We start from the raw sequence: 24,270 nt of genomic DNA, 5'->3' as shown, positions 1-24,270 counted from the left end.
TTTATCGCGGTGAGCGACTGACCGGCCGCTGACGCGTCTTTCGCCAGGGCAGACCCACAGAATCACACACCCACTCATTCACTCACCATGCGAATCCTGCTTGTGGAAGATGACACCGTGCTGCGCGACGTGATGCTGCGCAGCCTCGCCGACGCGGGCCATCGGGTCGACGTGTCGACCAACGTCGAGGACGCCGACCACCTGTGGCGCGTGCAGCCCTTCGATGCCGTGCTGCTCGACCTCAACCTGCCCGCCACCGCCAGCCCCACCAGCGGCCTGGCGAGCGGTCTCACCGCGCTGCGGCAGGCGCGTGCACGCGGCGATCGCACGCCCGTGCTGGTGCTCACGGCGCGCGGACGCACCGAGGAACGCATCGCCGGCCTCGACGCGGGCGCCGACGACTACCTGGGCAAGCCCTTCGATCTCGCCGAGGTCGAAGCACGGCTGCGCGCGCTGGTGCGGCGTGCCAAGGGCACCGAAGACATCGTGGTGCTCGGCCAGCTCAAGCTCGACCGCAAGGCGCGGCGCTTCGCGGTCGCGAACGCACCGCTCGACTTGCCGGCGCGCGAGTTCGAGGTGCTGTGGGAGCTCATGAGCCCGCCGGGCCGCACGGTGAGCAAGCGGGCGCTGTCGGACAAGCTCTCCGGCTTCGACGAATCGCTGGGCGACAACGCGCTCGAGGCTTTCATCTCGCGCCTGCGCAAGAAGCTGCTCGGCTCGGGTGCGGGCATCCGCACGCTGCGCGGCATCGGCTACCTGCTCGAAGCCGAGGTGTGAGGCCGCTTGTGAGCGAGGCAACGCCAACGCCCGCACGCAGTGCACCGTCGCTCACGCGGCGCGTGCTGCGCAACGTGCTGGTGCCGCTGGCGCTCACCTGGATGGCGGGCGCGGTGATCGCGCTGGTCATTGCCAATTACTTCTCCGAGCAGGCCTTCGACCGCGGCATGCTCGACGACGCCTACGCACTGTCGGCCAACGTGCAGGCCGGCGAGCGCGGCATCGAGCTGCTGCTGACGCCGCGCGAAGTGGCGACTGTGCTGTTCGACCAGACCGACAAGGTCTACTTCTCGGTGCAGCGCCTCGACGGCACGCCGATCTCGGGCAAGGTCGACCTGATGGCGCCGCTGCCGGACGAAGGCTCGCGCTACCGCTTTTCCGACATCGACTACGACGGGAACGTGCTGCGTGCGGTCGTGCTCGATCACGACGCCGAACCCGGCCTGCACATGCCCTACCGCGTGATCGTGGCGCAGACCACGCTGAGCCGGGCGGCGCTCGTGCAGCGGCTGCTCGTCTATGCCATGGCGCCGCAGGTGCTGCTGCTCGTGCTGCTGGCTGTGTGGCTCTGGCATGGCATCCGACGCGACCTGCGACCGCTCGGCGAGCTGCAGCGCGCGCTCGACACGCGCGATGTGCGCGATCTCTCACCGGTCGCCGTGGCGCAGACATCGAAAGAGCTGCAGCGCCTGGGCGATGCGGTGAACGCGCTGTTCGATCGCCTGCGCTACAGCGTGCGTGCGCAGCGCGAGTTCGTGGGCAACGTCGCGCACGAGCTGCGCACGCCGTTGGCCGGCATCCGCGCACTGGCCGAATACGGGCTCGCGCAACACGACACCGCGGTGTGGCGCGAGCAGCTCACGCGCGTGTCCGAGCGGCAGGCGCGCGCGAGCCACCTCATCGACCAGCTGCTCGCACTCGCGCTGGCCGACGAGGCGCGCACCGACCTGCAGCGCACGCCCGTGGCGCTGGACGTGCTGGCCGAACAGACCGTGTTGCGCCACCTCGCGCGTGCCGATGCACGCGGTGTCGACCTGGGCGCGCGCGGCCTCGACGACGGTGTGACGGTGCTTGCGAACGAAGCGCTGGTGGAGGGCATTCTCGACAACCTCATCGACAACGCGCTGCGCTATGGCGGTCGCACGATCACCGTCGAACTCGCGGGCCGCACGCTGAGCGTGATCGACGACGGACCCGGCATTCCCCTCGAAGCGCAGCGCGACCTCATGCAGCGGTGGGCGCAAGGACCCGCAGGCCAGAAGCTGGGGCAGGGCGCGGGGCTGGGGCTGTCGATCGTGGCGCGCTATGCCGAGCTGCTGGGCGCGCAGTTGCGGCTCGAAGCGGCGCAGCCCAATGGCCTGCGCGTGAGCGTGACTTTCGGGGACGGCGCCTGACGACGGCACACGTGCTTGCCAGTGGCTTGCGCATGTAGACGCGCGTCATCGGCCGCGGCGTGAGGCCCAGGCGCGGGATGTAGGTGCGGAAGGCCTCGACCGCGCATGCGGTGACGGCCGCCACGTCGGCGGCGGTGGCGCGGCGCAGGTGCCAGGGGGTCGCTTTGTCGCTCACGCGTCGTCGAACCCGACCTCGCCTTCGATCTCCACCGGGATGCCGAAAGGCAGTTCGGCCATGCCCACGGCGCTGCGCGCATGGGCGCCGACCTCGGGACCGAAGAGCGCGAGGATCAGGTCGGAAAACCCGTTGATGACCGCTGGCTGCTGCTGAAAGCCGGGTGCCGAAGCGACCATGCCGAACACGCGTGTCCATGCGGTGATGCGGTCCAGGTCGCCCAGCGCGCGCTGCAGGCTGCCCAGCATCGCGAGCCCGGTGAGGCGCGCGGCGGTGTAGCCCTGCTCGACGGTCAGTTCGGCGCCGAGCTTGCCGAGCGGCGCGGCGATCTGGCCATCGGCATCCAGCGGACCGTGGCCCGAGACGATGGCGCGCCGGCCGATGAGGCGGACGAACTGGAAGGGGAGGACCACGCCCGGCGGTGGCGTGACCGATGGGGGCAGCACGAGGCCGAGTGCTGCGAGTCGTTGTTCGATGCGGGCCATGGCGTTGCGCTCCTGCAGACGGACGTTGATGACGAGGTCCGTCGCATCTTGCCATGGCCCTGAAGGGCCGCCGGGGCGTCAGCCCAGCGCCGGATAGTCCGTATACCCCTTCGCCCCACCGCCATACATCGTCGCCTTGTCCAGCTCGTTCAGCGGTGCGTTCTCGCGCAGGCGGCGCACCAGGTCGGGGTTGGAGATGAAGGGCTTGCCGAAGGCCACGAGGTCGTCGCCTTCCTTCACGGCTTCTTCGGCCAGGGGGCGGTCGTAGCCGTTGTTGACCATCCAGGCGGCCTTGCCGCCGGCGGCGCGGTAGGCGGCCTTCAGGGCTTCGTAGTCGAAGGGGCGGTCGGCGATTTCGCGCGGGCCGCCGGTGGCGCCTTCGATGATGTGGATGTAGGCCAGGTTCAGCGGCGCCAGCTGCTGCACGACGTAGGTGAACAGCGGCTGCGGGTCGCTGTCGTGCGCGTCATTGGCGGGCGTGACGGGCGACAGGCGGATGCCGGTCTTGCCGCCGCCGACGGCGTCGACCACGGCGCGCGTGGACTCGAGCAGCAGGCGCGCGCGGTTCTCGATGCTGCCGCCGTAGTCGTCGGTGCGCTTGTTGCTGCCGTCCTTCAGGAACTGGTCGAGCAGGTAGCCGTTGGCGCCGTGCAGTTCCACGCCGTCGAAGCCCGCGGTCTCGACGGCGCTGCGTGCGGCCACGGCATAGGCGTGGACGATGCCGGGCAGTTCGGCCGCATCCAGTGCGCGTGGCTCGGAGGTTTCGACGAAGGTCGGCACGCCGTCCTTGATGAGCACGGTCTTGGTCTTGGCGGTGATGGCCGAGGGTGCGACGGGCTTGCCGCCACCGGGTTGCAGTTCGGTGTGCGAGACGCGGCCCACGTGCCACAGCTGCACGACGATCTTGCCGCCCTGGGCGTGCACGGCGTCGGTCACGCGCTTCCAGGCGTCGAGCTGCTCGGTGCCGTAGAGGCCGGGCACGTCGGAATAGCCCTGGCCCTGGTGGCTGATGGCGGTGGCTTCGGTGATGAGCAGGCCGGCACTGGCGCGCTGGGCGTAATAGGTGGCGGCGATGTCGGGCGGGATCGCGTTGGGCGAGCGGTTGCGCGTGAGCGGCGCCATCACGATGCGGTTGGCGAGCTGGAGGTCGCCGGCCTGGACGGGGTCGAAAAGGGTGGACATCGCGGATTGAGGGTCAGAGTTGAAACAGGCGCAAGGCTAAGCCGCCCGTCTCAACCCTGCTGTCGCACGGTTGTCCCGATTGGTGCTAAGGAAGCAACCGCGCCAGCAGCGCCGGGCTCACGCGCACGGGCAGCGCCAGCAGGATCTGCCCCATGCCCTTGCCGAGCGGGTCGTTGCGCAGTGAGGCCATGCCGCCGCCGCCGAGCGCCTGTTCGCAGACGAAGTTGAAGGCGTGGATGCCGGGCACTTCGTGGCGCGTGACAGGGCCTTGCACCAGGTGCGCGAGCCATGCGGCCACGCGCGCCTCGGTGAGCTGCGCGCGCAGCAGCGGCAGCAACTCGGGATGGCGCGCGATGACGCCGATGTTGGAGGTGTCGCCCTTGTCGCCGCTGCGGGCCCAGGCGAGGCGGATCAGCGGGACTTCGATGGCGTCGTCGCCCGGTGTGGCCAGGGGGAGGGCGTCGTTGGTGCGCGCGGGAAGCGGAGCCTCGGGGACGGCGGCGGCTTCCGGCACATCGACGGACTGACCATCGATGTGCACCAGCGGACGCACACGCGCCTTGTCGAGCAGGAATGCGTACTGCCGGATCGACGGCGACACCGACGCGCGACCGCCGCCCGCGCCCGTGGTGCCGGGCGACCACGAGGTGCCGGCCGGCGCGACCTCGCGCGCGAACAGCTCCAGCGCGTCCTTGCGCGGATGCGTCACGGCGAGCCGCAGCACGGCCTCGCGGATGTGCTGCGCCTGTGTCTGCGCATGCGGCCCGTAGCACGACTCGGCGCCGAGCACTTCGAGTTGCGTGCCGCTGTAGGGCCCGAGGCCTTGTTGCACGAAGAGGGCGCCGGTGCGCGCAAGGATCGCCTCGCCCGTGCGCCGCGCCTTGGGCACCGCATCGAAGCCGACGATCGTGAGTTGCGCCGCGGTCTTGAAGCCGTCGACGTAGGTGGCGCAGACCTTGTAGCTGCCGGTCGGCGCGCGGCCGCGCGCGCCTTGCACGCGCACGCGGTGTTCGCCGGCCTGTTCGATGCGCACCTGCGTGAAGTCGGCCACCACGTCGGGCAGCAGGTAGGCCGCGGGGTCGCCGATCTCGTAGAGCATCTGCTCGCCGACCACGGCGGGCATGAGCTTGCCACCGGTGCCCGCGGGCTTGGTGACGACGAAGCTGCCGTCGGCGCTGCATTCGACGATGGGGTAGCCGATGTTCGGCCAGTCGGGCACGGTGTCCCAGTCGGTGTGCAGGCCGCCGGTGGCCTGGCAGCCGCACTCGATGATGTGGCCGGCGAGACTGCCGGCCGCCAATCGATCGAAGTCGCCGGGCTGCCATTGGAATTCGTGCATGAGCACGCCCAGCGTGACGGCCGAGTCGACGCAGCGCCCGGTGATGACGACCTGCGCGCCCGCGTCGAGCGCGGCCTGGATCGGGCGCGCCCCCAGGTAGGCGTTGGCGCTGAGCACGCGCTCGGGCAGCGGCGCGCCGGTTTGCAGCTCGTGCACGGGCGATGGCGACTGGCGCAGTTCGGGCAGCAGCGGGGACACGTCGTCGCCGCTGACCACGGCGATCTTCAGCGCGACGCCTTGTTCGGCGGCCAGTGTGGCGAGTGCATCGGCGCAACCTTGCGGGTTGACGCCGCCTGCGTTGCTCACGACGCGGATGCCGTGTGTCACGACGTCCTTGAGCACGGCCTTCATCGCGACCGCGACGAAGTCGGTCGCGTAGCCCAGCTCGGGCTTCTTCAGCCGCGCGCCCGCGAGGATCGACATCGTGAGCTCGGCGAGGTAGTCGAACACGAGGTAGTCGATCTGCCCGCTGGCCACGAGCTGCGGCGCGCCCACGCTGCTGTCGCCCCAGAAGCCGGAGGCGCCGCCGATGCGGACGACGCGATCGCTGATGTTGCTGGTGGTGTTGCTGCTGCTCATCGGCCGCTCCATTGCGGCTTGCGCTTCTCGCGAAAGGCGAGCTGGCCTTCGGCTGCATCTTCGGTGAGCGCGAACAGGCCGATCTGGCTTTCGGTGAAGGCCATCGATTCCTCGAAGGCCATGGCCTCGATCTTCTTCATGGTGTACAGGCCGCGGCGGATGGCGGCGGGCGACTTGTCGAGCAGGCGGGCAAGCAGCCAGTCGACGCTGTCGTCGACGTCGTCGCTCACGCGGTTGACGAGCCTCAGTTCGAGCGCTTGCGCAGCGTCGATCGGCTCGCCGGTGATGCACATCTCGGCCAGCACGCGGCGCGGCAACAGGCCGCCGAGCACGCTGAGCACCTGCGCCGGAAACACGCCGACCTTCACCTCGGGCAGGCCGAACACGGCCTGGCGGCTGGCCACGGCCAGGTCGCACATCGCCATGAGGCCCATGCCGCCCGCCATGCAGGCACCGTTGATGCGCGCGATCAGTGGCACGGTCGATTGGCGCGCCTGGCGAAAGAGGTTGGCCATGCCCTGGTAGGGCGCGGCGTAGTCGAACTTGAACGAGGTGCCGCTTTGCAGGTCGGCACCCGCGCAGAAGGCGCGCGTGCCGGCGCCGGTGAGGACCACGGCGCGCACGGCGGTGTCGCGGTTGGCGCGGGCCAGCGCATCGCACAGGCCCTCGAGCACGGCCGCGTTGATGGCGTTGCGACGCTCCTCGCGGTCGATGGTGAGCCACATGACGGGCCCGCGCATCTCTTCGCGCAGTTCGACAGGGGAGGGTGAAGAAGAAGGAGGAGATTCGGACATGGACGGCTCGGCTTCCTGATGACGGATGCTCGAGCGTCGCCCGAAAAAAAAGCCGCGGCATGCGGCTTGTGGCTGCGGTGACCCGGGTTTTCCCTTGGGAGGGGCCGGATCGCCGCTGGTGTCGCTTCTGCGCGCTTCGGCTTACTTCAGCAGGCCTTCGGCCTTCATCGCTTCCTGAACGGCCGGACGGGCGGCCACGCGGGCATGCCAGGCCTGCACGTTGGGGAAGCCGGAGATGTCCAGGCCGGTGGGCTTGGTCCAGTTGGTCACGGTGAACAGGTAGCCGTCGGCCACGCTGAAATGCTCGCCCATCAGGTACTGCTTGGCGGCGAGTTCGCCGTCGAGCCATTCGAAGCGTGCCTTGAGCTTGTCCTTGGCGATGGTCTTGGCTTCTTCGGGCATGGCCGGGTTGAACAGCGGGCTGAAGCCCTTGTGCATCTCGGTGCCGATGAAGGTCAGCCACTCCTGCAGGCGGTAGCGCGCCATCGTGCCGTTGGCGGGCGCGAGGTTCTTGGTGGGCGCGAGGTCGGCAATGTACTGAACGATGGCCGGGCCTTCGCGCAGGCGCGTGCCGTCGTCGAGTTCGAGCATTGGCACGTAGCCCAGCGGGTTGATGCCGTAGTAGTCGGTGCCGTCCTGCAGCTTGTGGCTCTTGGTGCTGGCCAGCACGGGTTCGAAGGCAATGCCGGCTTCGTGCAGCGCGATGTGGGGGGAGAGCGAGCAGGCGCCGGGCGAGTAGTACAGCTTCATTCGAAAAAACTCCAGTGGATAGAAGGAAAAGATCTGTGCGACCGGAGGGATGCTAGCGGGTTTGGACGCGTCGCGTTTTTGTCCTACGGCGGCTCGCGCGCGCCGACTATCGGGCGGCCGGCTGGGGCTTCCTACAGTGCGGACACGGTGGCACCTGCCGCTGCAAAGCAAACAAAGGAGTGGTTCACCATGCTCAAGTACGCGATCATTTTTGCGGTCATCTCGCTTGTGGCGGGCCTTTTGGGCTTCGGCGGCATCGCGGCCGGCGCGGCGGGTATTGCCAAGCTGCTGTTCGGCCTGTTCCTCGTGCTGGCGGTGCTGTTCGTGGTGCTGGCCGCACTCGGCGTCGGCGCGGTGAAGAAGGCGATCGATTGACCGCGTCGCCGCCCGGCACCCCCTTGGCCCATGCCATGCACCTGTCGCACATCGACCTGCGCCTGGACTATGAGGTCGACGCCCCGGCGCATCTGCGGCTGAACATCGAGGCTGCGCGCACGGGCGCGCAGACGGTGCTGGCCGAAACGCTGACCATCGAGCCGCCCGCGCGGTTGCGGGTGGGCTGCGAGGTCGACAGCGGCAATCGCTTCGTGCGCTTCGACGCCCAACCCGGCCCGCTGACCATCGCCTACCGCGCGACGGTGCGGCGCCCGGTGGTGCACGTGCCGGCCACCTTGCCCGAAGTGCCGGTCAGCCAGCTGCCCGATGCCGTGCTGGGTGACCTGCTGCCCACGCGCTATTGCGAGTCCGACCTCCTGGCACGCTGTGCGCAGCAGCTCTTCGGCGACCTGCCGCCGGGCATCGGCCGCGTGCAGGCGATTGCGGACTGGATTCACGACAGCATCGTCTACGTGCCGGGCAGCAGCGATTCGACGACCACGGCGCGCGAGGTGTTCGTGCAGCGCGCTGGTGGGTGCCGCGACTTCGCGCATCTGGGCATCACCTTCTGCCGTGCGCTCAACATTCCGGCGCGGCTGGTGGTGGGCTACGTGTGGTTCGACGAACCGCCGCAGGACTTCCATGCCGTGTTCGAAGCCTGGCTCGGCGGGCAGTGGGTGCTTTTCGATCCGACGCGCATGGCGCCCGTCGACCGGCTGGTGCGCGTGGGCACGGGTCGCGACGCGAAGGACGTGGCCTTCTCCACGATCTTCGGCGCCGTGCGCATGACCGACAAGAAGCTCACGGTGCAGGAACTGCAGGATGAACGCGCGGTACCGCCGCGCACGCCGGCTCCCAGCGGCGAGTTGCGGGGCATCGAGAAACCCGATCCAGTGCCAGAGCCCGTGCAAGTGCCCGCCTGACGGGCATTGTTTGCTATTAAATAGATAGCAAACAATGCAATGGCGGCGAAGTGTGAGGCCGATTTTGGCGTGGCCCTCTAGCTTGTCCACACAGGGGGCGCGCCGGGGCATCGCCGCTTAAAATTAGCGCCCCTTTTTGCGCCGCGCACGCGTCCTGTGGTGCGCTCCCTTTTTCCAATGCTGTACCCCGAAGAATTCGATGTGATCGTCGTCGGCGGTGGCCATGCCGGCACCGAAGCCGCGCTCGCTTCCGCACGCATGGGCGCCAAGACGCTGCTGCTCTCCCACAACATCGAGACGCTGGGGCAGATGAGCTGCAACCCGTCGATCGGCGGCATCGGCAAGGGCCACCTCGTGAAGGAGGTCGACGCGCTCGGCGGCGCGATGGCCATTGCGACGGACGAGGCGGGCATCCAGTTCCGCATCCTCAATTCGAGCAAGGGCCCGGCCGTGCGCGCCACGCGTGCGCAGGCCGACCGCGTGCTGTACAAGGCCGCGATCCGCCATCGACTGGAAAATCAGCCGAACCTCAGCCTGTTCCAGCAGGCGGTGGACGACCTGATGATCGAAGGCGATCGCGTCGTTGGCGCCGTCACGCAGGTGGGCATTTCTTTCCGCGCACGCACCGTGGTGCTGACCGCGGGCACTTTCCTCGACGGCCGCATCCACGTGGGCCTCGACAATTACCAGGCCGGCCGCGCGGGCGACCCGCCGGCCATCAGCCTGTCGGCGCGCCTGAAGGAACTGAAGCTGCCGCAGGGGCGCCTGAAGACCGGCACGCCGCCGCGGCTGGACGGCCGCAGCATCGATTTCTCGAAGTGCACCGAGCAACCCGGCGACGGCATGCCCGGCGGCGCAGGGCCGATGCCGGTGTTCAGCTTCATGGGCAAGGTCGAGATGCACCCGCAGCAGATGCCGTGCTGGGTGACGCACACCAACCAGCGCACGCACGACATCATCCGCTCGGGCTTCGACCGCAGCCCGATGTTCACCGGCAAGATCGACGGCGTCGGTCCGCGCTACTGCCCGAGCGTCGAAGACAAGATCAACCGCTTCGCCGACAAGGACAGCCACCAGATCTTTCTCGAGCCCGAAGGCCTGACGACGAACGAGTACTACCCGAACGGGATTTCGACCAGCCTGCCGTTCGACATCCAGTACCAGCTGGTGCGCTCGATGCCCGGGCTGGAAAACGCCCACATCCTGCGCCCGGGCTACGCCATCGAGTACGACTATTTCGATCCGCGCGAACTCAAGAGCAGCTTCGAGACCCGCGCGATCCGCGGCCTGTTCTTTGCCGGACAGATCAACGGGACCACGGGCTACGAAGAAGCGGCGGCCCAGGGTCTGTTCGCCGGCATCAACGCCGCACTGCAGTGCCGAGGCGAAGACGCCTGGCTGCCGCGCCGGGACGAGGCCTACCTGGGCGTGCTGGTCGACGACCTGATCACCAAGGGTGTGACCGAGCCGTACCGGATGTTCACGAGCCGTGCCGAGTTCCGGCTGCAGCTGCGCGAGGACAACGCCGACATGCGCCTGACCGAAGCCGGGCGCAAGCTGGGCCTCGTGGACGACGCGCGTTGGGACGCTTTCAGCCGAAAGCGCGACGCTGTTTCACGTGAAACAGAGCGGCTCAAGTCGATCTGGGTGAACCCGCGCAACCTGCCGGCGGCCGAGTCGGTGCGGGTGCTGGGCAAGGCCATCGAGCACGAATACAACCTGGCCGACCTGCTGCGCCGGCCCGATGTGAACTACGAAACCCTGATGTCGCTGGACGGCGGCAAGTACGCCGCAAGCACGGCCCTGGGCGAATCCGAGATCGAGCAGATCGAGATCTCGGCCAAGTATTCCGGCTACATCGAGCGCCAGCACGACGAAGTGGAGCGCGCCGCCCACTTCGAGAACCTGAAGCTGCCCGCCGACTTCGACTACGGCCAGGTCAAGGCCCTGAGCTTCGAGGTGCGCCAAAAGCTCGACAAGCATCGGCCCGAAACGCTGGGGCTGGCGTCGCGCATTTCGGGTGTCACGCCTGCCGCAATTTCGCTGCTGATGATTCACCTGCGCAAGGGCGGGCACAAGGCCTTCGCCCGCGATGCCGCCGATGCGGCTACCACCACCGAAGCTGCTGCCACCAAGCCGCACACCGCCCGATGATCGCGACGCCCCTCGACACGTTGCGCACAGGCGCAGCCGCCCTGGGCGTGGCTCTGTCCGATACGCAGGGTGAGCAGCTGCTGGCGTACGGCACGCTGATGCTCAAGTGGAACAAGGTCTACAACCTCACCGCCGTGCGTGACCCAGCCGGCGTCATGACGCATCACCTGCTCGACAGCCTCGCGGCCGTCGCACCGCTGCAGCGCGAATGGGGTGGGAAGGGCAGGCTGCTCGACGTCGGTTCCGGCGGTGGTTTGCCGGGTGTGGTGATCGCCATCATGCGACCAGACATCGAGGTCAGCTGCCTCGATGCGGTCGCCAAGAAGGCGGCTTTCGTGCAGCAGGTCGCGGCCGAGCTGGAGCTGCCGAACCTGCGCGGCCTGCACGCACGGGTCGAATCGCTGGCCGGCAGCTACGAGGTGATCAGCTCGCGCGCTTTCGCATCGCTGCCCGATTTCTTCAACGGCTCGGTGCATCTGCTGGCACCGGGCGGCGTCTGGCTGGCCATGAAGGGCAAGGTGCCGACCGACGAACTGGCCGCTTTGCCGGCCGGCGTCGCAGTGTTTCACGTGGAACAACTGACGGTGCCGGGCCTGGACGCCGAGCGCTGCATCGTCTGGGCGCGCAAAGCGGCCGCCTGATTTCGTAAAAGATGCGACAGCGCCGGCAAAAGCCGGTGCCGGAGCAATCTTCCCAGTGCTGGCCTGCCTTAGACTCGAAGCCTCCCCTGGCTCTCTTTTTCGAGGCAAATCCCATGTTCGGCATCGCTGACTACGGCGCATTCGTCGCCGCCATTGTCCTGTTCCTCCTGATTCCCGGTCCGGGCAATCTGGCGCTGATCACCTCGACCAGCAAAGGCGGCATTCGTGGCGGCCTGGCAGCGACCTTCGGCGTGATCCTGGGAGACCAGGTCCTGATGTGGGCAGCGGTGGCGGGCGTGTCGGCCGTGCTGGCCGCCTACCCGGCCGCCTTCAAGGCGGTGCAGTGGCTGGGTGCCGCCTACCTGGCGTGGCTCGGCCTCAAGATGCTGCTGGCCAAGCCCGGTGCAGCGCCGATCCTGAACATCCGCCCGAGCCATTTCCTGCGCCAGGCGCTGACGATCACCCTGCTGAACCCCAAGGCGATCGTGTTCTACATGGCCTTCTTCCCACTGTTCGTTGATCCGGCGCGCCACCAGGGCCTCTTCACTTTCGGCGCCATGGCCGTGACCATCGCCGTGCTGACCTTCCTGTACGGCCTGACCTCGACGCTGCTCACGCACTTCCTGGCCGCGCGCATCCGCGCCAATCCCCGCATCTCGGCCACGCTCGAAAAGCTGGCTGGCACTTTCTTGATCGCCTTCGGCATCAAGCTCGCGATCTCCCGCTGACCGACCCCGACGACCCGCACTGACGACACATGGCCAAGATTTTCTGCATCGCCAACCAGAAGGGCGGCGTCGGCAAGACCACCACCACTGTCAATCTCGCCGCCGGCCTGGCCAAGGTAGGCCAACGCGTGCTGATGATCGACCTCGATCCCCAGGGCAACGCGACCATGGGCTCGGGCATCGATAAGCGCCAGTTGGAGCTCACGGTGTACGACGTGCTGCTCGAATCGGCCTCGGTGGCCGAGGCGAGGGTGAAGTCCGACAAGCTCGTGGAGGCCGAAGCCAGCTACGACGTGCTGGGCGCCAACCGTGAACTGGCTGGCGCCGAAGTCGAAATGGTCGCGCTCGACCGCCGCGAAAAACGCCTGCGCACCGCGCTGGCCGCCGTCGGCGCCGAGTACGACTTCGTGCTGATCGACTGCCCGCCGAGCCTGAGCCTGCTGACGCTCAATGGCCTGTGCGCGGCCCATGGCGTGATCGTGCCGATGCAGTGCGAGTACTTCGCGCTCGAGGGGCTCACGGACCTGGTCAACACCATCAAGCAGGTGCACGCCAACCTCAACAAGAACCTGCAGATCATCGGCTTGCTGCGTGTGATGTTCGATCCCCGCATCACGCTGCAGCAGCAGGTGAGTGAGCAGCTCAAGTCTCACTTTGGCGACAAGGTGTTCGACACGGTCATCCCGCGCAATGTGCGCCTGGCCGAAGCACCGAGCTACGGCCTGCCAGGCGTGGTGTTCGACCCGGCCGCGCGGGGCAGCCAGGCCTTCATCGCCTTCGCGGAAGAGCTGGTCGCCAAGATGCCGCCCGCAAGCGCCTTCGCTTCGAGTGCTGTGGCACCGCCGGTCACGTCCCCGCCGCGCGTGGTGCCCGACCTGCCGATTCCCGACGACGTGCTGGCCGCCGCGCCTTCTGCTTCCGTCGTCGATACCGATCAAAACTCCGCCTGATGCCCGTCTGAAGGGCAGTAGACGCTATCAAGTTCGTAGCAACCAGCCATGAGTGAACCCCGCATCCTGCTGCTGCCCGGATGGCAGAACAGCGGCCCCGGCCATTGGCAGACCCGCTGGGAGTCGGTCTACGGCGACCACCGCGTCGACCAGCACGAGTGGATGCGCCCGCTGCGCGGCGACTGGTCGATCCGCCTCGAAGAAGAAGTGCTGGCCGCGCCGGGCCAAGTGGTGCTGGCCGCTCACAGCCTCGGCTGCATCCTCACCGCCGCCTGGGCGGCCCATTCGCGCCACACGCACAAGGTGCGCGGCGCGCTGCTGGTGGCGCCCGGCGACCTGGAGCGCGACGACCTGCGCCAGTTGATTCCCGGCTGGGCGCCCATCGTGCGCCAGCCGCTGCCGTTTCCGGCCGTGCTGATCGCCGCCAGCGACGACCCGTACTGCGAAGCCTCGCGCTCGAAGCAGCTGGCCCGCGACTGGGGCGCACACTTCATCGACGCCGGCACCGGTGGCCACCTGAATGCCGAATCCGGCCTGGGCGACTGGCCCGAAGGCCGGCAACTCCTGAACGACCTCTCGAAAGACACGCACTGATGGCGACCAAGAAACCCAAGGGCCTGGGCCGCGGCCTCGAAGCGCTGCTCGGCCCGACGGCTGCACCCTCCGCCGACCCCGGCGGCCCGCTCGGCGGCACCTCGGCAGAAGAGGGCGCCACACCGCAGAACCCCAACACCCTGAAGCTCGACCAGATGGTGGCTGGCGTCTACCAGCCGCGCACCCGCATGGACGAGGGCGCGCTGTACGAGCTGGCCGAGAGCATCAAGGTGCAGGGCATCATGCAGCCGATCCTGGTGCGCCGGCTCGATGCCGAATCGGCCGCGGTCAAGAACGCCGAGTACGAGATCATCGCGGGCGAACGCCGCTTCCGCGCCGCCAAGCTCGCCGGCCTCGACAGCGTGCCGGTGCTGGTGCGCGACGTGCCCAACGAGGCCGCGGCGGCCATGTCGCTCATCGAGAATATCCAGCGCGAAGACCTCAACCCGCTGGAAGAAGCCCAAGGCCTGCAACGCCTTGTCACAGAGTTTGGGCTCACTCACGAAATGGCGGCCCAAGCCGTCGGCCGTTCGCGCAGTGCCGCCAGCAACCTGCTGCGGCTGCTGAACCTCGCCGAACCTGCGCAGCTGATGTTGATGGCCGGCGACATCGACATGGGCCACGCACGCGCGCTGCTGTCGCTGGACCGCGGCACGCAGATCACCGCCGCCAACCAGATCGCCGCCAAGAAAATGTCGGTGCGCGAGGCCGAAGCGCTGGTGAAGAAGCTCGCGGCCGAGTTCACGCTCACGCCCTCGCGGCGTGGCAATGCCGGTGAGAAATCGCGCGACCTGCAGCGCGTCGAGGAAGAGCTGGCCGACCTGCTCACGGCCGAGGTGGAGGTGCGCATCAAGAAGCGCACGAAGCGCGGTGAGAGCGGCGAGCTGGTGATCCACTTCGGCTCCATCGAAGCACTCAACGGGCTCATCGAACGCATCCGCCGAACGGCCTAGGGTAAACGGGCCCTGGCCTGTGTTGCGAAGAGGGACCCCTGCGTTCGTTTGATTGATTCCTGCAATCCTTTGCGCGTATCCTCGATCGCGGTTTTTCGTTCAGCGTTGCAAGACCATCACCATCGAAACGAGGGAGTCGACCATGCCGTTCTTCGCCACCAAATTTCCGCTCGCCGCGGTCGCCGTCGGCGCGCTGCTGCTCACGGGCTGCGCCACCACCGACATGCAGATGGGCAGCCAGTCCGCCAAGACCACGGCCACCGGCAGCGCCGCCGGCGGTGCCACGGCGGGTGCGAGCAGCCAGCTCGAGCGCTGCGAATCGCCACTGGGCACCGTCTCGCTCATCGAGAACGTCAACGCCGGCTGGTACACCATCCTCACGGGCGAGTACCGCCTGCCGCCTACTGCAAATCTGTTGCGTTTGCTGGTGCAGCAGTCGAATTGCTTCATCGTGGTTGAGCGCGGCGCGGCCGGCATGAACGCGATGACGCGTGAACGCGCGCTGATGCAGTCGGGCGAGATGCGCGGCGGCAGCAATTTCGGCCGCGGCCAGATGGTGGCGTCCGACTACGGACTGTCGCCCGAGATCGTGTTCAGCAACAGCGACGCGGGCGGCATCGGCGGCGCGCTCGGCGGCCTCGTGGGGGGCGGCCGTGGCCGTGCCATCGCAGCCATCGGTGGCAGCATGCAGACCAAGGAAGCCAGCGCGCTGCTGACGCTCATCGACAACCGCTCGGGGGTGCAGGTCGCGGCTTCGGAAGGCAGCGCCTCCAAGACCGATTTCGGCGCCTTCGGTGGCCTGGCTGGCCGCAGCGGTGCCGGTGGCCTCGGCGGCTACACGAACACCGCGCAGGGCAAGGTGATCGCGGCGGCCTTCATGGATGCGTTCAACCAGATGGTCCGTTCGCTGCGCAACTACAAGGCGCAGACGGTGCGCGGCCAGGGCCTGGGCGGCGGTGGCCGCCTGGGCGTGGACGGCGGCGCGGCACCGTCGCAGACCTACGTGCCGCCGGAGCCGGCACCGGCGCGTCGCCGCCGGTAAGCAAGAATCCGTCGGTCTTCATTTCAGCCCGCCACGAAAAAGCCCGGCGCTCCTGCGAGCCGCCGGGCTTTTTCATGCGGGACTGAGATCGATCAGAGGCTGAAGATCTTGCCCGGATTCATGATGTTCTTCGGATCGAGCGCGCGCTTGATCGTGCGCATCATGTCGATCGCGCCCACGCCCGCCTCGGTCACCAGGAAGTCCATCTTGTGCAGGCCTACGCCATGCTCGCCCGTGCAGGTGCCCTCGAGCGCCAGCGCGCGGCTCACCAGCGCATGGTTCAGTGCCTCGGCCTTCACGCGCTCTTCAGGGATGTTCGGGTCGAGCAGGTAGCCGAAGTGGAAGTTGCCGTCGCCCACGTGGCCGACGAGGAAGTAGGGGATGCCGCTCGCATCGGCCTCGGCCACCGAGTCGAGCAGGCAATCGGCCAGTCGCGAGATCGGCACGCAGGTGTCGGTCGAGATCACGCGGCAACCGGGGCGCGACTGCACGGCCGCGAAGTAGCTGTTGTGCCGCGCGGTCCACAGGCGCGTGCGTTCTTCCGGCGTGCTGGCCCATTCGAAGGCGTTGCCGCCGTGGCCGCTCGCGAGCTCCTGCACCGTCTCGGCCTGCTCCTTCACGCCGGCCGGCGAGCCGTGGAATTCCATCAGCAGCATCGGCTCTTCGCGCAGGCCCAGCTTGGCGTAGGCGTTGACCATGCGCACCGTGTTCACGTCGATGAGTTCCACGCGCGCGATCGGCACGCCGAGCTGGATGGTCTCGATGGTGGTGCGCACCGCGGCCTCGATGCTCGGGAACGAGCAGATGGCCGCCGACACCGCTTCGGGCAGCGGGTAGATGCGCAGCGTGACTTCGGTGACCACGCCCAGCGTGCCTTCGCTGCCCACCATGAGGCGCGTGAGGTCGTAGCCCGCCGACGACTTCTTGGCGCGCGTGCCGGTACGAATGACGTCACCCGCGGCCGTGACCACTTCGAGCGCCAGCACGTTCTCGCGCATCGTGCCGTAGCGCACCGCGTTCGTGCCGCTGGCGCGCGTGGCCGTCATGCCGCCGATGGAGGCATCCGCGCCTGGATCGATGGGGAAGAACAGGCCCGTGCTCTTGATCTCTTCGTTGAGCTGCTTGCGCGTGACGCCCGGCTGCACTGTCACCGTGAGGTCGTCGGCGTTGATCGACAGCACCTTGTTCATGCGCGACACGTCGATGCTGATGCCGCCCTGCACCGCGAGCAGGTGGCCTTCGAGCGAGGAGCCCACGCCGAAAGGAATGACCGGCACACTGTGTGTGCTGGCGAGCTTCACGGCATCGGCCACGTCCTGCGTGCTTTCGGCGAACACCACGGCCGAGGGCGGCGGTGCGTCGAACGAGGACTCGTCGCGCCCGTGCTGCGTGCGCACCGCCATCGCCGTGGAACAGTTGTCGCCGAAGCGCGCCTTCAGCCCGTCGATCAGGGCCGCAGGCACATCGCGCAGATGGAGCGCCGGCATCAGGTGCGAGGTGGAAGTCGGGGCGTTCATCGGGCGTCTCCTGGAGGTGCTGAGGGGGATCGGTCATTTTACGGAGCGCGCACCATAATGCGCTTCGGTAGAAGACATGAACCCCACGACCCTTGCAGCCCTTGCGGCCTTTCCCTCGCAGCTTGACGCCCACTACGCGGCCATTCCCCAGGCCTTCCGGCACTGGGCACCGTCGTCGTGGGAGGGCGTGCCCAGCGAAGCCTTCACCGCCATCGAGCAGCTGTGCCATGTGCGCGACATCGAGACCGAGGGCTACCACGTGCGCTTTCGCCGCACGCTCGCCGAGACCCATCCGACGCTCGCGTCGATCGACAGCGAGCCGCTGGCCATCGAACGCAATTACGGCGCAGCCGACGCGGCCACCGTGCTCGCCGAGTTCCGCCTGGCGCGCGTGCAGACGATGGAAATCGTCTCGCAGCTGAGCGAGACGCAGCTTGCGCGCACGGCCGTGTTCGAAGGCTACGGCCCGCTCACGATGCGCAGCCTCATCCACTACCTGTGCAGTCACGACCAGCAGCATCTGGCAGGACTGCAATGGCTGGCCGGCAAGATCGATGCCGCCGGCCTCACGACCTGAACCGAGAGGAGCGCCCATGGGCAACCGACTTTCCCAGATCGCCACGCGCACCGGCGACGACGGCACCACCGGCCTGGGCGACAACACCCGCGTGCCCAAGGATCACCTGCGCGTGCACGCGATGGGCGACGTGGACGAACTCAACTCGCACATCGGCGCGCTGCTGTGCGAGCCGCTGCCAGAGCCCGTGCGCGAGCTGCTGGTCGACGTGCAACACCAGCTCTTCAACCTGGGCGGCGAACTCTCGATGCCGGGTTTCACGCTGCTCAAGCCCGAGGCGCTGCTGCAGATCGACAACGCACTGGCCGATCACAACGCCGCCTTGCCGCGCCTGGCCGAGTTCATCCTGCCCGCCGGCACGCGCGCCGCATCGCTCGCGCACGTGTGCCGCACTGTGGCGCGGCGTGCCGAGCGCGCGGTGGTGGCGCTCGGCGCCACCACCGCACTCAACGACGCGCCGCGCCAGTACCTCAACCGGCTCAGCGATCTGCTCTTCGTGCTCGCACGCGTGCTCAACCGCATGAACGGCGGCGACGACGTGTACTGGAAGAGCGAGCGCATGGCCCGCGCGGCCGCCGCCGAATCCGAAGACCACTCCCAGGGGACGACGCCATGAAGAACCTTCACCTCACCGCATCGCTCGCCGCCATCGCCGCCGCGCTCTGGCTGCCCGTCACCGCGCAGGCGCAGAGTGCCGACAACCCGCCGCAGGCCGAACGCGCTCACACCATCCCATCGCCGTCGCGCAACGGCAAGGTGGTGGGCAGCGTGCAACGCGGCACCAACGCCGCCGGTCGCGGCGTCAACCGCGCCGATGCGGCCACGCGGCGTGGCGTGAGCAATGTGTCGGAAAAAGCCAGCCGGCCCGTGCGCAACGTCGGCGAATCCTTCGGACGCAAGCTGGCACCGGGTTCGAGCGGGCGGGCGGCACCGCCGCCTGTGGGGCCGCAGGGCAACGCGCCTTGAGAAACTTGGGAGGGAGGGCCTGAGATGGCAAGAAACGTAGAGATCAAGGCTCGCATCGACAGCGTGGATCGCGTTGCCCGCATCGCCGCGACGTTCGCTGACCAAGGCCCCATCGAGATCGCGCAAGACGACACCTTCTTCCGCTGCGAGCACAGCGCCGACCGCCTCAAGCTGCGCACCTTCGCCCCCGACCGCGGCGAGCTCATCTTCTATCGCCGCGCCGACAGCAGCGGCCCGAAGGAATCGTTCTACCTGATCACGCCCACCGCCATGCCCGACGTGCTGCGCGAATCGCTCACGCGCGCCTGGGGCCAGGCCGGCCGCGTGCGCAAGCAGCGCCGCCTTTTTCTCGTGGGCCGCACGCGCGTGCACCTCGACCGCGTCGAAGGACTCGGTGAATTCCTCGAACTCGAAGTCGTGCTCCAAGAGGGCGAGCCTGCCGATGCCGGCGTGGCCGAAGCCCATGCGCTTATGGCCCGGCTGGGCGTGGCCGAGGGCCAACTGGTGCAAGGCGCCTACGTCGACCTGCTGCGACAACTGCAGCAGCAAGCCGCCTGATCAGCGCCAGCCCGCCGCCTTGAGCTGCTCGGCGAGTTGCTCCGCCACCTGGGCGTAGCCCTTCGCGTTTGCATGGATGCGGTCCGAGCGCAGGGCCGCATCCGACAGCACGCCCGAATACACACCCGCGACCAGCAGCGCCTGCCCCGACTTCGCCACCTCTTCGTAGAACGTCGCGTCGCTGAGCGAGCCGACGGCCGCGCGCATCGCATCGGGCGCCGGCGTGGCCAGCACCGCCACATGGGGCGTGTGCGCGCGCGCCTGTTCGATGAGCGCCGCAAGGTTCTCGCGCGTGCTTGCGGGCGAAACGCCGCGCAGCATGTCGTTGCCGCCGATACCGATCAGGATCGCGTCGTAGCTGCCGGCGGACAGCAGCGCGGGCAGACGCTCCAGCGCGCCCGCCGACGTGTCGCCGTTGACGCCCGCGTTCTCGACCTGCCAGCCCGTGAGCTCGCCGAGCTTCGCGGGCCACGCCGTCTCGGGCGACGCACCGTAGCCGAAGGTCAGGCTGTCACCCAGCGCCAGCACGCGGGCATCGGGCTTCAACGCGTTGGGTGAGGCCTTTCGTTTGCCGCACGCGGCAAGCAGCACGGCGGAGGCCGGCACGCCGGCGAGCATCTGGAGGAGGTGTCGTCGCTTCATGTGGCGCGCAGCTTAAACGAGGCGGTGCGGCCTTTGGCGCTTGCCCCTTCGCCTGTGCGGAAAGGGCATAGGTCTCTCCGCTTTTTTTCCCTCACCGGGCAGCAGCGAAGAATCGGGGCCCTGCACGTCGACTCATTCATCCCTTCTGCGCCACCGAGGTCCGACCCATGCCGTCGCTGGCAGCTTGGGCGAGAACGCTATCTGCCGCCCAGGTGTGCCTTGCGCAGCGCGGCCCGCATCTTCTTCTGCAGCGTCGGCCCGCCCTTTTCCAGCGCAGCCGCGGGCGCGCCGCTCTCAGCCGTCACCGGCCGGTGCTTGCGCCCCCAGATGCCGAGCTGCGTGATCACTGGCAGCAGGTCGATGCCCACGGGCGTGAGGCTGTAGAGCGCCTTCTGCTTGTGCGTGGGGTCGTCGGTCTTGCTGAGCACGCCGTGCTCGACCAGCGTGTTCAGCCGCTCCGTGAGGATGTTCGAGGAAATGCCTTCCTCGGACTGCAGGAACTCGCGGAAGTGCCGCTTGCCGACGAACATCAGGTCGCGAACGATCAGCAGGCTCCAGCGGTCGCCGAGGACTTCGAGTGCGAGGTTGATCGGGCACAGGGACTTCTGCTGGAGGGCCATCGGGATTCCGCCGTTCAAGAAACTGCTTGCATTTTCGCATCGGTTTGAGAATACTGAAACTGCTTGCATTTCAAGATCGGTTTGCGCAAGCGACCTTCAGGAGACTCCGATGCGAAAGCTCATCGTGCAAATGCAGATGTCGGTCGACGGATTCGTGTCGCCGGCCAACGGCGACATCGACTGGCAGCTGTGGGGGTGGGGCGATCGGTGGCGATGGGACGCGGCGCTCAAGCGTGACTTCAACGCCGTGTTCGCAGGGGTCGACACCCTCTTGCTGAGCCGCAAGCTCATCGAGGAGGGCTACCTCGATCACTGGGGCCGCGCCGCCACGCGATTTCCCGCGAACCCCGACTACGCCTTTGCCCAGCGGATCGTCCAGGCACACAAGGTGGTGCTCACGAACAAGCTGCAGGCCTCGCGCTGGGAGCGTACCGACGTTGCGCGCGGCGCCATGGCCGACGAAGTGAACGCGCTCAAGCGCCAGCCGGGCAAAGACATCCTCACCATCGGCGGTGTCGGCTTTGCGTCGTCGCTCACGTCCGCGGGGCTGGTCGACGAGTTCCAGTTCTTCGTGAATCCCACGGCCGTCGGCGCGGGACGCTCGGTGTTCCACGACACGCGCCGCGGCCATGCGCTGCGTCTGCTCGGATCGACCGCCTACGACTGCGGCATGGTGGTGAACCGCTACGCGCCGGCGTGATGTACGTCAGGGGCGTGCAGGACAACACGCCGTGCAGATACCTGCGCTTACCGTATTTCATCTGACGGCGACCTGATGCATCGCAAGCAGACACATGCGCTGCACACAATGGAGGCGTCATCACAGACAAATAAAAGGAGTTCCAGATGATCTTCCGTACCAAGCGCCTCACCACTGCCGCCGTTGCGGCGCTCGCACTGTCCCTGGCAGCAGGCAGCGCGCTGGCGCAAGATCGCCGGGGCGACGACCACCGTCCGGGCGGCGGCCGCTACGAGCAGCGCGACGACCATCGCGGTGCAGGTCGCTATGACCCCCGCGGGCATCGCGGCCCTCACGCCGGCTATCGCGGCAACCAGGACTTCCGCGACGGTCGCCAGTTCGACCGCCGGGGCTTCCCGCAGCCGCACAGCGAGTGGCGCCGCGGTGGCCGCGTGCCGACCGAATACCGGGGCCGCAACTACGTGGTGAACGACTGGCGCGCCTATCGCCTGCAGCAGCCGCCGCGCGGCTACCAGTGGGTGGGTGTGGGCGGCGACTACGTGCTCGCGGCCATCGCCACCGGCCTCATCGCGCAGATCATCGCGGGCCAGTAAGCCTTCTCGCCACGCACATGCAAAAACCGCCACAGGAGACTGTGGCGGTTTTTCTTTTGGGGGACCTGGCGGGTGTTTTGTCAGGCCACCGCGGTGGCGGACGACTGAGCGCACACGTTGCGCCCGGTGATGGTGAGGCGCAAGCCGCCACCGTGCCATTCGAGCCAGTTGAGATCGACGTAGGCGTCGATGTCGCGGTCGTCGATGCGATCGGCCTGGCGGCTTTGCAGCAGCTCGACAGTGGCGGGCAGGGCACGTTTCAGGCGTTCGCGCTTCTCCGCTGCATCGGCCGCCTTTTGGGCGGCCCGGGTGGCCTGTAGTTGCTGCTGCTGCGAAGTCGATGCCATTGCTGATCCGTTCCGGGAGCCAAGGAATTAGCCCGAATGTACGCCGCTTGCGTGAAGCTGCGCGCATTCTTTTCAACCCTGGAGCCGAAAGTGTCGATTTCGTGGCACAACAACTAGATCTCGTAATGAGAACCCTTGACCTCGTCACCCAAGGCCTTCTCGACAATCGCGCGCGTCAATGTCGGCGCGAACGACTCGATGAACGCGTAGACATATTTGCGCAGGTAGGTGCCGCGCCGCACCGCGAGCTTGGTGAGGTTGATGCCGAACAGCCGCCCCGCATCGAGCGCGCGAAGCTGCGTGTCGCGCTCGGCCTCGTAGGCCACGCCGGCGACGATGCCGACGCCCAGGCCCAGCTGCACGTAGGTCTTGATGACGTCGGCGTCCATCGCGGCGAGCACGATGTGGGGCTGCAGGCCGCGCTGCCCGAAGGCCTCGTCGATGCGCGAACGGCCCGTGAAGCCCGTGTCGTAGGTGATCAGCGGGTGCTGCGTGAGCGCCTCCAGCGTGAGCGGCGCGTCGAGCAGCGGATGCCCCGGCGGCACGATCACCGAATGCGTCCAGCGGTAGCAGGGCAGGGCGACCAGCTGCGGGTAGTCGCCCAGCGCTTCGGTGGCAATGCCCACGTCGGCTTCGCCGTCGAGCAGCATCTGCGCGATCTGCTTGGGCGAGCCCTGGTGCAGGTGCAGTTTCACGTTCGGGAATTGCGCACGGAACTCCTGCACCGCCACCGGCATCGCGTAGCGCGCCTGCGAGTGCGTGGCCGCCACCGAGAGCAGGCCGCTTTGCTGCGCGACGAACTCCTGGCCCGCGTGCTTGAGGTTGCTGCTTTCCATCAGCATGCGTTCGATGATCGGCAGCACATGGCCCCCGGGCTCGGTGAGCCCCGTGAGCCGCTTGCCGGCACGCACGAAGAGCTCGATGCCGAGTTCTTCCTCGAGCTCGCGGATCTGCCGGCTCACGCCGGGCTGCGAGGTGTGAAGGGTGTGGGCGACCTCGGTCAGATTGAAGCCGCAACGAACGGCCTCGCGTACCGAGCGCAGTTGTTGAAAGTTCATCTGGCGCTGGAGGTGAAAGGTCCGGACCCGGACGGGGCCGACCGGCGATTCTCGGCAGAAGCGGTTATGCGGGGAACGATGCGTTTGTTGGTTTCACATGAGCAAAACATCTATGAAGCCACTCTGCGTGGGGGAGTTGATGTTTCGCACGACTGTGCTAAAGTTCACCGCATGGACGCCAAGACCCAGAAAAGCGAACTCACCCGCGCCGCCATCGTTGGCGCGGCGATGCACCTCGCGCTGGCCGAAGGACTGGAAGCCATTTCGCTGCAGGCCGTGGCGAGCCGGCTCGGGCTGTCCAAGAGCGGCGTGTTCTCGCGCGTAGGTTCGCGCGAGGCATTGCAGAAGGCCGTCATCGAGGAGTACGGCCGCGGCTTCCTGGCCGAGGTGTTCGTGCCTGCCATGCAGAAGTCCAAGGGCCTGGCGCGTCTGAACGACATCGTTGCGCGCTGGATCGCCCGCACGCGCGATGTGGAGGCACAAACCGGCTGCCTCTACGTGGCCGGGGCCTTCGAATTCGACGACCGCGAAGGCGAGCTGCGCGACCTGCTGTTCGATGAGGTCACGCGATGGCGTGCCGCGCTGCGCCGCACCGTGCTGCAGGCGGTCGAGACCGGCGAGCTCCAGGCGGACACCGACCCCGCCCAGTTCGTGAGCGAGATCAACGGCATCATGATGAACCAGCTGCACGACGCGCGCTTCCTGCGCGATGGGCATGCAGCCGAGCGCGCGGGCCAGACCTGGCAGCGCCTTCTTTCCAGCTACCGCGCCTGAGGCGCACCTGCAGACGACGACCCTTGCCTCTTCGTCCGCCTTGATTTCGCACTACCGTGCGATAAAAAAGGAGAAGCACCATG

General features: G+C 67.8%; 28 protein-coding genes. 18 read left to right on the top strand and 10 right to left on the bottom strand.

Features of this window, described 5'->3' with window-relative positions; translation table 11 throughout:
- Positions 1-87 precede the first annotated feature (87 nt).
- Together ASD34_RS07045 and ASD34_RS07040 are read left to right on the top strand one after the other, a co-directional pair.
- On the top strand, positions 88-777 hold the full coding sequence (locus tag ASD34_RS07045; protein WP_056574813.1) for a response regulator transcription factor: 690 nt from the start codon (positions 88-90) through the stop codon (positions 775-777).
- Between the two features lie 8 nt (positions 778-785).
- The gene (locus ASD34_RS07040; protein ID WP_056574810.1) at positions 786-2,171 is read left to right on the top strand and encodes a sensor histidine kinase; all 1,386 of its coding nucleotides are present in this window, start codon (positions 786-788) and stop codon (positions 2,169-2,171) included.
- Positions 2,172-2,342: 171 nt separating this feature from the next.
- Here ASD34_RS07040 and ASD34_RS07035 read toward each other — a convergent pair whose 3' ends face one another.
- The 5 genes from ASD34_RS07035 to gstA form a co-directional block, all read right to left on the bottom strand.
- Positions 2,343-2,831 (bottom strand): RidA family protein, encoded by a 489-nt coding sequence (locus tag ASD34_RS07035; protein WP_056574808.1) that lies wholly within the window; start codon positions 2,829-2,831, stop codon positions 2,343-2,345.
- Positions 2,832-2,909: 78 nt separating this feature from the next.
- On the bottom strand, positions 2,910-4,013 hold the full coding sequence (locus ASD34_RS07030; RefSeq protein ID WP_056574804.1) for an alkene reductase: 1,104 nt from the start codon (positions 4,011-4,013) through the stop codon (positions 2,910-2,912).
- An 85-nt stretch (positions 4,014-4,098) separates the two neighbouring features.
- Positions 4,099-5,931 (bottom strand): acyclic terpene utilization AtuA family protein, encoded by a 1,833-nt coding sequence (locus ASD34_RS07025; RefSeq protein ID WP_056574801.1) that lies wholly within the window; start codon positions 5,929-5,931, stop codon positions 4,099-4,101.
- Positions 5,928-6,725: an enoyl-CoA hydratase/isomerase family protein gene (locus ASD34_RS07020; RefSeq protein WP_056574799.1), complete on the bottom strand. Its 798-nt coding sequence runs from the start codon at positions 6,723-6,725 to the stop codon at positions 5,928-5,930. The genes ASD34_RS07025 and ASD34_RS07020 overlap by 4 nt, the downstream gene beginning before the upstream one ends.
- Positions 6,726-6,866: 141 nt before the next feature.
- Positions 6,867-7,475, bottom strand: coding sequence for a glutathione transferase GstA (gstA, locus tag ASD34_RS07015; protein WP_056574796.1), 609 nt, complete (start codon positions 7,473-7,475; stop codon positions 6,867-6,869).
- A 189-nt stretch (positions 7,476-7,664) separates the two neighbouring features.
- Here gstA and ASD34_RS07010 point away from each other — a divergent pair, with 189 nt between their 5' ends.
- The 9 genes from ASD34_RS07010 to ASD34_RS06970 all read left to right on the top strand — a co-directional run bounded on the left by ASD34_RS07010 (position 7,665) and on the right by ASD34_RS06970 (position 15,835).
- Positions 7,665-7,850 carry a DUF1328 family protein gene (locus ASD34_RS07010; RefSeq protein ID WP_056574793.1) on the top strand — a complete coding sequence of 62 codons (186 nt, stop codon included), beginning with the start codon at positions 7,665-7,667 and terminating at the stop codon, positions 7,848-7,850.
- A 35-nt stretch (positions 7,851-7,885) separates the two neighbouring features.
- On the top strand, positions 7,886-8,773 hold the full coding sequence (locus ASD34_RS07005; protein WP_056575373.1) for a transglutaminase-like domain-containing protein: 888 nt from the start codon (positions 7,886-7,888) through the stop codon (positions 8,771-8,773).
- A gap of 177 nt (positions 8,774-8,950) precedes the next feature.
- Positions 8,951-10,927, top strand: coding sequence for a tRNA uridine-5-carboxymethylaminomethyl(34) synthesis enzyme MnmG (mnmG, locus tag ASD34_RS07000; RefSeq protein ID WP_056574790.1), 1,977 nt, complete (start codon positions 8,951-8,953; stop codon positions 10,925-10,927).
- Positions 10,927-11,568, top strand: coding sequence for a 16S rRNA (guanine(527)-N(7))-methyltransferase RsmG (gene rsmG / locus ASD34_RS06995; RefSeq protein WP_200937543.1), 642 nt, complete (start codon positions 10,927-10,929; stop codon positions 11,566-11,568). Before mnmG ends, rsmG begins: the two co-directional genes overlap by 1 nt.
- Before the next feature lie 113 nt (positions 11,569-11,681).
- The gene (locus ASD34_RS06990; protein ID WP_056574784.1) at positions 11,682-12,296 is read left to right on the top strand and encodes a LysE family transporter; all 615 of its coding nucleotides are present in this window, start codon (positions 11,682-11,684) and stop codon (positions 12,294-12,296) included.
- A gap of 29 nt (positions 12,297-12,325) precedes the next feature.
- Positions 12,326-13,246 (top strand): ParA family protein, encoded by a 921-nt coding sequence (locus ASD34_RS06985; RefSeq protein ID WP_056574781.1) that lies wholly within the window; start codon positions 12,326-12,328, stop codon positions 13,244-13,246.
- 48 nt (positions 13,247-13,294) lie between these two features.
- The gene (locus ASD34_RS06980) at positions 13,295-13,840 is read left to right on the top strand and encodes an RBBP9/YdeN family alpha/beta hydrolase (protein WP_056574777.1); all 546 of its coding nucleotides are present in this window, start codon (positions 13,295-13,297) and stop codon (positions 13,838-13,840) included.
- Positions 13,840-14,793, top strand: coding sequence for a ParB/RepB/Spo0J family partition protein (locus ASD34_RS06975; protein ID WP_056574774.1), 954 nt, complete (start codon positions 13,840-13,842; stop codon positions 14,791-14,793). The genes ASD34_RS06980 and ASD34_RS06975 overlap by 1 nt, the downstream gene beginning before the upstream one ends.
- A 142-nt stretch (positions 14,794-14,935) precedes the next feature.
- The gene (locus ASD34_RS06970) at positions 14,936-15,835 is read left to right on the top strand and encodes a CsgG/HfaB family protein (protein ID WP_056574770.1); all 900 of its coding nucleotides are present in this window, start codon (positions 14,936-14,938) and stop codon (positions 15,833-15,835) included.
- 92 nt (positions 15,836-15,927) lie between these two features.
- Here the strand turns inward: ASD34_RS06970 and ASD34_RS06965 are convergent, their stop codons facing one another.
- Positions 15,928-17,352 carry an FAD-binding oxidoreductase gene (locus tag ASD34_RS06965; RefSeq protein ID WP_056574765.1) on the bottom strand — a complete coding sequence of 475 codons (1,425 nt, stop codon included), beginning with the start codon at positions 17,350-17,352 and terminating at the stop codon, positions 15,928-15,930.
- 76 nt (positions 17,353-17,428) lie between these two features.
- Between ASD34_RS06965 and ASD34_RS06960 the strand changes: the two genes are divergently transcribed.
- Genes ASD34_RS06960 through ASD34_RS06945 form a run of 4 tightly spaced genes read left to right on the top strand, consistent with a single transcriptional unit; the run spans position 17,429 to position 19,453 of the window.
- Positions 17,429-17,929 carry a DinB family protein gene (locus ASD34_RS06960; RefSeq protein WP_056574762.1) on the top strand — a complete coding sequence of 167 codons (501 nt, stop codon included), beginning with the start codon at positions 17,429-17,431 and terminating at the stop codon, positions 17,927-17,929.
- A gap of 16 nt (positions 17,930-17,945) precedes the next feature.
- Positions 17,946-18,545: a cob(I)yrinic acid a,c-diamide adenosyltransferase gene (locus tag ASD34_RS06955; protein ID WP_056574759.1), complete on the top strand. Its 600-nt coding sequence runs from the start codon at positions 17,946-17,948 to the stop codon at positions 18,543-18,545.
- The gene (locus ASD34_RS06950; RefSeq protein ID WP_056574755.1) at positions 18,542-18,895 is read left to right on the top strand and encodes a hypothetical protein; all 354 of its coding nucleotides are present in this window, start codon (positions 18,542-18,544) and stop codon (positions 18,893-18,895) included. Before ASD34_RS06955 ends, ASD34_RS06950 begins: the two co-directional genes overlap by 4 nt.
- Positions 18,896-18,919: 24 nt before the next feature.
- Positions 18,920-19,453 carry a class IV adenylate cyclase gene (locus tag ASD34_RS06945; RefSeq protein WP_056574752.1) on the top strand — a complete coding sequence of 178 codons (534 nt, stop codon included), beginning with the start codon at positions 18,920-18,922 and terminating at the stop codon, positions 19,451-19,453.
- On the opposite strand, the gene ASD34_RS06940 is transcribed toward ASD34_RS06945, so the two are convergent.
- Both ASD34_RS06940 and ASD34_RS06935 read right to left on the bottom strand, forming a co-directional pair.
- A complete protein-coding gene (locus ASD34_RS06940) occupies positions 19,454-20,095 on the bottom strand; it encodes a GDSL-type esterase/lipase family protein (protein ID WP_056574750.1) in 642 nt (213 codons plus the stop codon).
- 197 nt (positions 20,096-20,292) lie between these two features.
- Positions 20,293-20,715, bottom strand: coding sequence for a winged helix-turn-helix transcriptional regulator (locus tag ASD34_RS06935; RefSeq protein WP_056574747.1), 423 nt, complete (start codon positions 20,713-20,715; stop codon positions 20,293-20,295).
- A gap of 109 nt (positions 20,716-20,824) precedes the next feature.
- Here ASD34_RS06935 and ASD34_RS06930 point away from each other — a divergent pair, with 109 nt between their 5' ends.
- Positions 20,825-21,415 (top strand): dihydrofolate reductase family protein, encoded by a 591-nt coding sequence (locus tag ASD34_RS06930; RefSeq protein WP_056574744.1) that lies wholly within the window; start codon positions 20,825-20,827, stop codon positions 21,413-21,415.
- A 146-nt stretch (positions 21,416-21,561) separates the two neighbouring features.
- Positions 21,562-22,008: an RcnB family protein gene (locus ASD34_RS06925; protein WP_056574741.1), complete on the top strand. Its 447-nt coding sequence runs from the start codon at positions 21,562-21,564 to the stop codon at positions 22,006-22,008.
- Between the two features lie 80 nt (positions 22,009-22,088).
- Here ASD34_RS06925 and ASD34_RS06920 read toward each other — a convergent pair whose 3' ends face one another.
- The gene (locus tag ASD34_RS06920; protein WP_056574738.1) at positions 22,089-22,355 is read right to left on the bottom strand and encodes a hypothetical protein; all 267 of its coding nucleotides are present in this window, start codon (positions 22,353-22,355) and stop codon (positions 22,089-22,091) included.
- A gap of 113 nt (positions 22,356-22,468) precedes the next feature.
- Positions 22,469-23,413, bottom strand: coding sequence for a CysB family HTH-type transcriptional regulator (locus tag ASD34_RS06915; protein WP_056574735.1), 945 nt, complete (start codon positions 23,411-23,413; stop codon positions 22,469-22,471).
- Between the two features lie 171 nt (positions 23,414-23,584).
- Between ASD34_RS06915 and ASD34_RS06910 the strand changes: the two genes are divergently transcribed.
- Positions 23,585-24,187, top strand: a complete 603-nt coding sequence (locus ASD34_RS06910) for a TetR/AcrR family transcriptional regulator (protein ID WP_056574732.1) — start codon at positions 23,585-23,587, stop codon at positions 24,185-24,187.
- Positions 24,188-24,270 lie beyond the last annotated feature (83 nt).

The organism is Variovorax sp. Root473 (assembly GCF_001426505.1).
GTDB lineage: Bacteria > Pseudomonadota > Gammaproteobacteria > Burkholderiales > Burkholderiaceae_C > Variovorax.
This window is presented reverse-complemented; position numbering and strand designations above follow the sequence as displayed.

What these genes read in the sequence shown, in the direction of transcription:
- ASD34_RS07045 (WP_056574813.1), top strand. Translation starts at nt 88, where the DNA reads ATGCGAATCCTGCTTGTGGAAGATGACACCGTGCTGCGCGACGTGATG.
- ASD34_RS07035 (WP_056574808.1), bottom strand. Translation starts at nt 2,831, where the DNA reads ATGGCCCGCATCGAACAACGACTCGCAGCACTCGGCCTCGTGCTGCCC.
- ASD34_RS07030 (WP_056574804.1), bottom strand. Translation starts at nt 4,013, where the DNA reads ATGTCCACCCTTTTCGACCCCGTCCAGGCCGGCGACCTCCAGCTCGCC.
- ASD34_RS07025 (WP_056574801.1), bottom strand. Translation starts at nt 5,931, where the DNA reads ATGAGCAGCAGCAACACCACCAGCAACATCAGCGATCGCGTCGTCCGC.
- ASD34_RS07020 (WP_056574799.1), bottom strand. Translation starts at nt 6,725, where the DNA reads ATGTCCGAATCTCCTCCTTCTTCTTCACCCTCCCCTGTCGAACTGCGC.
- gstA (WP_056574796.1), bottom strand. Translation starts at nt 7,475, where the DNA reads ATGAAGCTGTACTACTCGCCCGGCGCCTGCTCGCTCTCCCCCCACATC.
- ASD34_RS07010 (WP_056574793.1), top strand. Translation starts at nt 7,665, where the DNA reads ATGCTCAAGTACGCGATCATTTTTGCGGTCATCTCGCTTGTGGCGGGC.
- ASD34_RS07005 (WP_056575373.1), top strand. Translation starts at nt 7,886, where the DNA reads ATGCACCTGTCGCACATCGACCTGCGCCTGGACTATGAGGTCGACGCC.
- mnmG (WP_056574790.1), top strand. Translation starts at nt 8,951, where the DNA reads ATGCTGTACCCCGAAGAATTCGATGTGATCGTCGTCGGCGGTGGCCAT.
- ASD34_RS06990 (WP_056574784.1), top strand. Translation starts at nt 11,682, where the DNA reads ATGTTCGGCATCGCTGACTACGGCGCATTCGTCGCCGCCATTGTCCTG.
- ASD34_RS06985 (WP_056574781.1), top strand. Translation starts at nt 12,326, where the DNA reads ATGGCCAAGATTTTCTGCATCGCCAACCAGAAGGGCGGCGTCGGCAAG.
- ASD34_RS06980 (WP_056574777.1), top strand. Translation starts at nt 13,295, where the DNA reads ATGAGTGAACCCCGCATCCTGCTGCTGCCCGGATGGCAGAACAGCGGC.
- ASD34_RS06975 (WP_056574774.1), top strand. Translation starts at nt 13,840, where the DNA reads ATGGCGACCAAGAAACCCAAGGGCCTGGGCCGCGGCCTCGAAGCGCTG.
- ASD34_RS06970 (WP_056574770.1), top strand. Translation starts at nt 14,936, where the DNA reads ATGCCGTTCTTCGCCACCAAATTTCCGCTCGCCGCGGTCGCCGTCGGC.
- ASD34_RS06965 (WP_056574765.1), bottom strand. Translation starts at nt 17,352, where the DNA reads ATGAACGCCCCGACTTCCACCTCGCACCTGATGCCGGCGCTCCATCTG.
- ASD34_RS06960 (WP_056574762.1), top strand. Translation starts at nt 17,429, where the DNA reads ATGAACCCCACGACCCTTGCAGCCCTTGCGGCCTTTCCCTCGCAGCTT.
- ASD34_RS06955 (WP_056574759.1), top strand. Translation starts at nt 17,946, where the DNA reads ATGGGCAACCGACTTTCCCAGATCGCCACGCGCACCGGCGACGACGGC.
- ASD34_RS06950 (WP_056574755.1), top strand. Translation starts at nt 18,542, where the DNA reads ATGAAGAACCTTCACCTCACCGCATCGCTCGCCGCCATCGCCGCCGCG.
- ASD34_RS06945 (WP_056574752.1), top strand. Translation starts at nt 18,920, where the DNA reads ATGGCAAGAAACGTAGAGATCAAGGCTCGCATCGACAGCGTGGATCGC.
- ASD34_RS06940 (WP_056574750.1), bottom strand. Translation starts at nt 20,095, where the DNA reads ATGAAGCGACGACACCTCCTCCAGATGCTCGCCGGCGTGCCGGCCTCC.
- ASD34_RS06935 (WP_056574747.1), bottom strand. Translation starts at nt 20,715, where the DNA reads ATGGCCCTCCAGCAGAAGTCCCTGTGCCCGATCAACCTCGCACTCGAA.
- ASD34_RS06930 (WP_056574744.1), top strand. Translation starts at nt 20,825, where the DNA reads ATGCGAAAGCTCATCGTGCAAATGCAGATGTCGGTCGACGGATTCGTG.
- ASD34_RS06925 (WP_056574741.1), top strand. Translation starts at nt 21,562, where the DNA reads ATGATCTTCCGTACCAAGCGCCTCACCACTGCCGCCGTTGCGGCGCTC.
- ASD34_RS06920 (WP_056574738.1), bottom strand. Translation starts at nt 22,355, where the DNA reads ATGGCATCGACTTCGCAGCAGCAGCAACTACAGGCCACCCGGGCCGCC.
- ASD34_RS06915 (WP_056574735.1), bottom strand. Translation starts at nt 23,413, where the DNA reads ATGAACTTTCAACAACTGCGCTCGGTACGCGAGGCCGTTCGTTGCGGC.
- ASD34_RS06910 (WP_056574732.1), top strand. Translation starts at nt 23,585, where the DNA reads ATGGACGCCAAGACCCAGAAAAGCGAACTCACCCGCGCCGCCATCGTT.